8 protein-coding genes are annotated in these 6,958 nt (G+C 40.7%); 4 read left to right on the top strand and 4 right to left on the bottom strand.

The window, feature by feature from the left end:
• Window positions 1-28: 28 nt before the first annotated feature.
• From WBY99_RS06370 to WBY99_RS06355, 4 genes are all read right to left on the bottom strand, one after another.
• A complete protein-coding gene (locus tag WBY99_RS06370) occupies window positions 29-289 on the bottom strand; it encodes a hypothetical protein (protein WP_423975495.1) in 261 nt (86 codons plus the stop codon).
• Window positions 290-305: 16 nt separating this feature from the next.
• Window positions 306-1,874 (bottom strand): DoxX family protein, encoded by a 1,569-nt coding sequence (locus WBY99_RS06365; RefSeq protein WP_423975494.1) that lies wholly within the window; start codon window positions 1,872-1,874, stop codon window positions 306-308.
• Between the two features lie 231 nt (window positions 1,875-2,105).
• Window positions 2,106-2,273, bottom strand: a complete 168-nt coding sequence (locus WBY99_RS06360) for a hypothetical protein (protein WP_423975493.1) — start codon at window positions 2,271-2,273, stop codon at window positions 2,106-2,108.
• 33 nt (window positions 2,274-2,306) lie between these two features.
• Complete coding sequence (locus WBY99_RS06355) at window positions 2,307-2,570, bottom strand: hypothetical protein (RefSeq protein WP_423975492.1); 264 nt, start codon at window positions 2,568-2,570, stop codon at window positions 2,307-2,309.
• A gap of 267 nt (window positions 2,571-2,837) precedes the next feature.
• On the opposite strand from WBY99_RS06355, the gene WBY99_RS06350 reads away from it, so the two are divergent.
• From WBY99_RS06350 to WBY99_RS06335, 4 genes are all read left to right on the top strand, one after another.
• Window positions 2,838-4,529 (top strand): helix-turn-helix domain-containing protein, encoded by a 1,692-nt coding sequence (locus WBY99_RS06350; protein ID WP_423975491.1) that lies wholly within the window; start codon window positions 2,838-2,840, stop codon window positions 4,527-4,529.
• A 41-nt stretch (window positions 4,530-4,570) separates the two neighbouring features.
• A complete protein-coding gene (locus WBY99_RS06345) occupies window positions 4,571-5,422 on the top strand; it encodes an RteC domain-containing protein (RefSeq protein ID WP_423975490.1) in 852 nt (283 codons plus the stop codon).
• Between the two features lie 209 nt (window positions 5,423-5,631).
• On the top strand, window positions 5,632-5,835 hold the full coding sequence (locus WBY99_RS06340) for a hypothetical protein (protein WP_423975489.1): 204 nt from the start codon (window positions 5,632-5,634) through the stop codon (window positions 5,833-5,835).
• A gap of 303 nt (window positions 5,836-6,138) precedes the next feature.
• Complete coding sequence (locus WBY99_RS06335; protein WP_423975488.1) at window positions 6,139-6,897, top strand: hypothetical protein; 759 nt, start codon at window positions 6,139-6,141, stop codon at window positions 6,895-6,897.
• The last annotated feature ends 61 nt before the right edge of the window (window positions 6,898-6,958 follow it).

The raw sequence follows: 6,958 nt of genomic DNA, 5'->3' as shown, positions 1-6,958 counted from the left end.
CTCGTGGCAGCTATTTTTATAAATTATTTTAAGGTTTAAACAATTCATTTGGACAACTTGTTCCAACAAGTTCCCATAAGTTATTCATTGCTCCATCTTGACATTTATAGACACTCGGTATTGTGGAGCATTCTATCCCTGTATCTACACATACAGGATTGTTCGGGTCTGTTCTATCAATCCTGTGCCCAAAAGCTGTTGAGTCATCAGAATTTTTAAAACTTTGCGTAACAAATGCGGCACTTCCTCCTAATAGGATTATTGCAGCGGGTAAAAAAAACTTTTTCATTGTTCTTAAATTTTAATTATTGCCTACTCTTTGGGTTTTCGGCTTCGCCCTTAACCAAATGAGTTAATACAGATTGCGCATATCTATATCTAATGATTTGGTTTCCACAGATGGCAAATAAGTACCTGTCTGTTGCAAGAATTTGCGAGATTTTATCCGCTCCGCGGTTTTGCAGATAAAAACTGCCAAAGTACTGACCATCTTGTATATTATAAATATCGATGATACTTGAATTTTGCCACATTTTTTTATTTTCGTGTTTACCAATTAAATTTGATTTTACAAATAGTAGATTGTTAGAGGATGTTATATCTCCGTTTACTAGTAAAGGAGGTTTCGCCATTTTTAGATTCCCATTCTTTAGTCGGATTATTTCTATATCTGCCTTACTTATTGTGTCGATGGTTTTATAATTAGATAAGACCTTTAAATCCTTATCAAAAACCTTAACTTCATTTCGATAGTAATAAGAATAAATAAATTTTTGCCCATTATTAAATGAGATAAGCTTTCCATCGGTATCAAATAAACCGTTTTGCTGAGCTTTGATAATATTAAAATTAAATTTTACTGTAGATTCTTGATCAATCGAAATCTTTCCTAAAAATTGTGTATGCTTAGGCTTGTTAATTGCACGGAAGACAAATGAGACTGAATCAATTGGCTGTATATTATTAAAAAAAATGTTATTAAAACTAATTGTTTTTGCAATTTTATCGGAAATTTTTGCTCTGAAAATGATAGGTACAGTTCCATCAGAAACAAAAATGTACGGCGGACGAACCTCTAATTTTATTGATTTAAAATTGTACTTATCATTATCTAGTGTAATTTTGTATTGGATAATGTTTTTAAAAGCTGTATCAATTTCTGTAACTATCAACGGTGCTGTGTAATTTCCAAGGTAAATTGTACTCTTATCAAAACCAGCAAAATAATAGGAGTTGACTTTAAGATCAAACGCTTTGTCCTCCATAATAGGATGATGAGGAAACCTCCTCGTAAAATTATTCTCCTTTTTCATAATATACTCAGAAGAAAGAAACAGGGCGACCATGCCACTGGCACTTATCACTAAAATAAGGCTGCTAATAACAGCGGTCCTGCGCAAATGCATCGCCCTTTGTTTCTCTATGAAAATAATTGATAATAATGCTAAAACAATGCATCCAATATTAAAAATCAAATGTTCCCTCCAGCCCATTTTTTCCAGGATCCCGCCGCAGGAGCAGGGCACAAAATCACTGTAGTTAAGAATGAGGTAGATGTAAACCGTAAAAGCCACCATCAATCCAAATGAAGCATACAGTCCTATGAGACGTGTAAGATTGAAGCAGAGCAACCCCGCAATCACAAGTTCCAAAATGATGACCCCATAAGAAATAAATCCTGCATAAGCACTCAGCAATGGCGACTGCGCTAACTGTACCTGGAAGTTTTCAAAGTCGAACATTTTACTTCCGGCAGCATATACAAACAGCAACATAAAAAAATACGCCACCACCGCCACTGATCCCTTGAAAATTGATTTCATAATAATTGATTTATCGTTACTCCCAATCACTTGATACATGAGTAAATTCATACACTGCCACATTGCTACACTGCTACATTGCTACATTGCTACACTGCTACACTGCTACATTGTTACACTGCTACACTGCTACAATTGCTACATTGCTACATTGTTACATTGCTACATTGCTACATTGCTACATTGCTACACTGCTACATTGCTACACTGCTACACTGCTACATTGTTACACTGCTACATTGCTACATTGCTACATTGTTACACTGCTACATTGCCAAATTATTACATTAGCACCGCATTCATCCCCTCCTCACCAGCATCCACACCACCTTCTTTCCATAATACTCCGGCATCAATTTCCCTTTTGCAAAAACCGCCGTCGTACTGGGACTTCCGATGATCTCCCATTTGCCACTGCAGGGACATACTTCCCCGCTTGATGCCGTCCATTCTTTCGGAATTAGCATGCTCATCATTACGGATTTACACCCCTTTTCCTGTTGATAAATACTCCAATAACTCCTCAAGAAAGTGCAACCACTGCCACGGATCTTGCCGTGGTGGATCAGGCTCATTTTCACCATCCAGGTAAGAAAAGACGACAGATCCCAAAAAAGGATCAGACTGCTTTTGCAAAGAGGCTAACCTTATCTCTATTTTCGAAAGATTGCGACCGTCTCTTTCATGATGACAGGAACAAACGGTCAAGAGTAAAAAAACACTTAAAATTGCGATTGACTTTTTCATAATAATGATTTTTAAAAGTTAATCCAGCGCTGGTTTTGTGATAGAATTCTAAAGCGAAATTAGAAGAGCTTTCCACTAAAAAAAAACGTTTGAGGGAACGATTGATCAATTTAAAAGCATCAATTGATCAATGATGCCACCATTTTTTTGGAAATAATCATCACTGTAAGAACTTTTTATGTAAATTCGGTTACCATAACAAACCATAGCTGTTCCCCTTCAAGAAACAGCTGAACTATTGATAAATAATCATTAAAAAGTGGGGGTATGTGTAGAAACATTCTGCTTTTTTTTACCGTATTTTTTTGCTGCGCAGTCGCCACTGCGCAAAATTCAGTTGAAGACTATTATACCATTAGAAAAGAATACAGCCATTGGGGTGAAAATGACACAAATGCCCTCCCTGCAATTGCGATAAGCATCAGATTAGCAAAAAAAAACCAAAATTTAAAACATTTGTTTTACGCGTATGAAGATGCGGTTTTATATTCTCCAGACCGGGAGGACAAGTTAAAGTATGCCGACAGTTGTGTAGCAACCGCAAAAAAAACACAGGATGCCTCTTTGATCAGCACCGCTTTATTAGGCAAAGGCATTGTGTACTATTTCAATTTCCGAAAGTTTGACAAAGCCCTTGACCAATATCTTCTTGCTGCCCCACGTGCCGAAAAAACAAATGACGATTACTTAAAATATAAAATCAAATACAACATCGGTGTCGTGAAAAGCTATCTTGGTTATTATGATGAAGCCCTGTTCTATTTCCGGGACTGCCTTTATTTTTTTGAAAACAACTTAAAGCTGAATCAGCAGCCATCCCTGCGGTTCAACAATACAAGGGGATATCTGAATACCATTCACCAGATGATTATCTGCGAAAGACAGTTGAACCACCGGGAAAAAGTAACCCGTTTGCTGCAGCTCACGAACCCTTATCAGAATATTCCTGATTTCAGACAGGAAAAAGGGTATTTTTTAAAAGAGACCGGCATCTCAGCTTTTAGGAAAGGAGCATATCAACAGGCGGCAGATTCTCTGCTTGCAGCAGAACAATTGCTTCAGCACAGAAAAGAAGAAAGTCATTTGGCAGTCACCTACTATTATCTTGCAAGTGCATATTTAAAAATGAATAATATCTCAAGTTCTACCCTGTATCTGAAAAAAGTAGATTCCCTGTTTTCCAGGAACGAAGCCGTACTTCCTGAGGTTCGCAAAGCGTATGAGTTATTATTAAAAAACAAGCTGTTCAAGCTTTCTCCTTTGGAAGTCTCCCATTATACCGACCAACTCCTGAAAGCCGACAGCATTCTGCAAATTGATCTTCCATATCTCTCCTCCCGCATTTACAGAGAATATGATACTAAAAGTCTGATGGTAGAAAAAGAAAAGCTGATACAGGCAAAAAAAATTCGAAGTATAATCATCATAATAACTTCAATTCTGATCATTGGGCTCAGTTTTTTCCTGTACAAAACCAATCAAAAACGAAAACATAATCTTCAGAGTTACCATAATCTATTGCACAAATTTGAAAAGGCTACCGCCAATACCCCTATGGCATCAGTGCCAGCAATCCCTCACAGAAAGTCAGAATACAGCCCGAAAATCATCAGAGAACTGTTACAAAAACTAGAAGAATTCGAACGCATGAATGGTTTTACTGCACAGGATATAACATTGGGAAGCCTCTCATTGCAGCTGCACACCAATAAAACGCATCTGTCATACGTGATCAATGAGCATAAGCAAATGACCTGGCCCAATTACCTTAAAACCCTGCGCATTAATTATATTACGAATTTAATGTTGAGCGAACCCCGTTATCTGAACTATAACATTGGGGTGTTGGCTGAAATGAGCGGTTTCAAGACGCGGCAGCAATTTGCAAAACAGTTTTCGGAGATTCACCACCTGACTCCCGTAGAATTTATCACGCTGCGAACCAAAAAAAATAACTGAAACGGTGCAGTTTAATCAACCCTATTTTTAACAAGCCTACCATGATGAAGTCCAGTCACCTGATCGACAACGCCTACACCCTTTGGAATGACCTGCAAAAAAAAATCGAAGATCTTCAAACCGAACACAGCAGCCCTCTGGAATACACCCAATTTGCCCTGATGGAAACCGATGAAGCTATCCGCACCATCAAATCATGGGTCATCAAGCACGATTTCGACTGCTGGGAAAACGAAATCACTTTCTTTAAAAAATTAAAACCCCTATTCATTGCAAAATATATCTATTTCAACAAGGTGGTTGCCCTGCTCTCTGCCACACCCGGTTCGGGCATCAAATACAAAAAGAAACTGTATGAACAGGAATTTGAAAAAATACACTATTTTTTTCTCGAAAACACGGAATTTATAAGCTACTACCGCCGCAAAGCCACCTACCTCGATCTTAAATATTTCATGCGTTTCAAATACGACCTCGACGTTAAACTGGCACCCGATTTTCACAATTATGATGAACGGTTTTCAACTTCACACGACCACCTCATCGCTACCATTCTCGCCAACGATGAATTTGAAATCTTTTTAAAATCCCAGTTGCTGACCCTCAAAGAAAGCACCGCCAAAGAAACCGATTCTAACGCAGGACTTCAATGGACCGCCTCCAAAGTAGCGCTGACTGAGCTGGTATTCGCTTTGCACCAAAGCAACTGTTTCAATGGTGGTAACCTCGGTCTTTCCGAAACCGTACGGTGGTTTGAAACGACCCTCTCCATCGACCTGGGCAATTACCACAAAACCGCCACCGAAATCCGAGCACGCAAATCACCCCAAACCAAATTCCTCCAACTCCTCACCGATAACCTTACCGCCTACCTCGACGCCCTCGACGATTAAAACCCGCCGTCTTTGCGAGAAGAAAGGACCGACCGACGAAGCAACCCCGTCACATTCCCCTCCCCTGGAGGGGTGGCACCAATTCCGAAGGATTGGTGACGGGGTGGTTCATACCCCCCTGTGCATAACTTCCCCATCGTACTACCGAAAACCTACCGACAGCTACCCGATGATTTTTTTAAACTTTGTTCAGCAAAGACAACAAAATCATGAAACCAAAAATCACCCGCCTCTGCATCTACCCAAAAGACATCCAGCTCATCACTGGAAAAAGCGAACGCTACAGCCGCGAGCTGATTCTAAAAATCAAAATCTCCCTAAACAAACCTGATCATCAAGTCCTCACCGTACAAGAATTCTGCACCTACATGGGACTCCCCTACGAATCCACCCAGGAATTCATCATCAATTAATCGCCCATTCCCCTCCTCTGGAGGGGTGTCAATGGCGCCTCGCCATTGACGGGGTGGTTCATCTCCCCAACAAAGCAAAGGCATCCCCCAGTCATCCCCCACCATAAAGCATCAGAAAGGCACTTACTAACAATCGGATATTCGGTCCTTTTCGGCAAAAAGCGCCCTTTTCGGCAAAAACGGCCGTAACCGGCATCAACACTTGCATCATATGTTTTTATTGCCAAATTTTGCCCCGTGATCACAACAGGTTTTAACGGATGTACCTCAACATCTGAATCTTAATTTTTAAAACTTAAAACAATGGCAAGACAAAAAGGAATTATTAAACTGAAAGGGACCATGGGGGACATCACCTTCTATCGTACCAAAGACGGCTACATGGCAAGAGAAAAAGGCGGAATCAGCGCAGAGCGTCTCCAAAATGATCCCAGATTCCAAAGAACCCGCGAAAACATGGCGGAGTTTGGAAGAGCAGGGAAAGCAGGAAAAACCCTGCGAACCTCCATTCAAAGCCTCCTCAGAACCTCGGCAGACCGAAGAATGGTCAGCAGACTCACCAAAGAGATGGTCAAAGTCATCCAGATGGATGCCATCAATCCACGCGGACTGCGAAATGTCATCGATGGGGAAGCTGAATTGCTACTCGGATTCGAATTCAACATTCACGGAAAACTCGGAATCTCCATTTCGACTCCTTTTACTGCAACCATCGACCGGGTGACCGGTGACGCCGTAGTAGAAATTGAACCGTTCATCCCGACCGAAAGCCTCGGAGCACCTTCAGGAAGTACCCATTACAAAATGGTAGCCGCGGCAATGGACATCAATTTCGAAACAGGGACATTTGTCTCCGAAAAGAATGCAACGCCCGTGCTGCCAATTGATACACTAATGACGACAGCGGTTCAATTGAACAACAACCTGCCGGAAAACTCGCTCAACCCGCTCTTCCTGGTGTTCGGAATCAATTTCTATCAGGAAGTCAACGGGACTTTCTACGAGCTGAAAAACGGCGTGTATAATGCGCTGCAGATCGTCAATGTCTCAGGTACCCCATAATCATGGATCTTCTGTTGATCAGAACCTATCACCCTAACGGTGTGAATGGCATCCTGCTCCT

The organism is Kaistella sp. (genome assembly GCF_049588135.1).
GTDB lineage: Bacteria > Bacteroidota > Bacteroidia > Flavobacteriales > Weeksellaceae > Kaistella.
Note: the sequence above shows the minus strand (reverse complement) of the source record. Positions and strands in the feature narration are given on the sequence as shown.